This window comes from Citrobacter sp. L55, from assembly GCF_002850715.1.
GTDB lineage: Bacteria > Pseudomonadota > Gammaproteobacteria > Enterobacterales > Enterobacteriaceae > Citrobacter > Citrobacter braakii.
Genome location: NZ_KZ559449.1, coordinates 1 through 1,178 on the forward strand (window position 1 = coordinate 1; position 1,178 = coordinate 1,178).

Here is a 1,178-nt window from a genome sequence, read left to right on the forward strand (position 1 = left end):
TTCTCCTTGTATCTTGAAATTTAGCTACCATAGCGATGAATAGATTTGGCACGGCGTATGCAGCCTGATTTCTCCAAGGGTTTTAAGCCCGTGACTAAGCGACTGGCGCATATGCTGAGCCACTCATCTGAAACCCGAACAGTTGTCCGTACTCCATAACGCATTTGCAAGGATGGGTAATAATGAGTCTGCCAGGTCCACTTTGTGTCGGTATTGATGTTTCGAAAGCAACGCTGGACATTGCTGCCAGCAGCGCAATTGAGTCTTTTTCGGTCACCAATGACACTGATGGTTTTGATTCCATCATTGCTGAGCTGAGGAAGTACTCCGTTGCGCTCGTGCTGATGGAAGCCACCGGAGGGCTTGAAGCTGCCGTTGCCTGTGCCCTTCAGGCCGAAGGTTTTGAGCTCACAGTGGTCAATCCCCGGCAGGCTCGTGACTTTGCCCGTGCTATGGGATATCTGGCGAAGACCGACCGTATTGATGCGAGAGTACTTGCGCAGATGGCTGAGGTTATCAATCGCCATCCGGAACGCAGCCGTTTTATCCGGGCTTTGCCGGATGCAGAACGTCAGGTTCTCAATGCAATGGTAGTTCGCAGACGGCAGTTGATCGCTATGCTGGTTGCTGAGCGAAACAGGTTGTACCTTGCTCCCCCGCAAAGCAGAAAAAGCATTAATACCATCATCAAAGCGTTGGAAGACGAGCTTGCGCGGATCGATGATGATATGAATAACCATATCCGAAGCCACTTCAAAGAACTCTCTGAGCGATTGAGTAGCATTAAGGGCGTCGGTACCATGACCGTAGCCGCACTGCTGGCCGAGGTTCCTGAATTGGGTCGTCTCTCGAGACGAGAAATTAGCGCTCTCGTGGGCGTTGCCCCAGTAAATCGGGATTCTGGCACGATGAGAGGCCGACGAACCATCTTTGGTGGTCGGGCGGGTGTGCGAACTGCGCTGTACATGGCCGCACTCGTAGCAACCCGCTACAATCCAGTTATTAAAGCGTTTTATACCCGGCTGGTTGCAGCAGGAAAACCCAAAAAAGTAGCGCTGGTTGCCTGTATGCGTAAACTGCTGACCATCCTGAATGCAATGCTCAGAAAGAACGAAGAATGGAATGAGTCGTACCATCATGTAGCTCCATAATTTTATCGCTCAAGACAGTTGCTTAGT

General features: G+C 50.9%; 1 protein-coding gene. It reads left to right on the forward strand.

Annotation, left to right across the window (positions count from 1 at the left end; all coding sequences use genetic code 11):
- Window positions 1-182: 182 nt before the first annotated feature.
- Window positions 183-1,151 carry an IS110 family RNA-guided transposase gene (locus B9P82_RS28055; protein ID WP_101701456.1) on the forward strand — a complete coding sequence of 323 codons (969 nt, stop codon included), beginning with the start codon at window positions 183-185 and terminating at the stop codon, window positions 1,149-1,151.
- The last annotated feature ends 27 nt before the right edge of the window (window positions 1,152-1,178 follow it).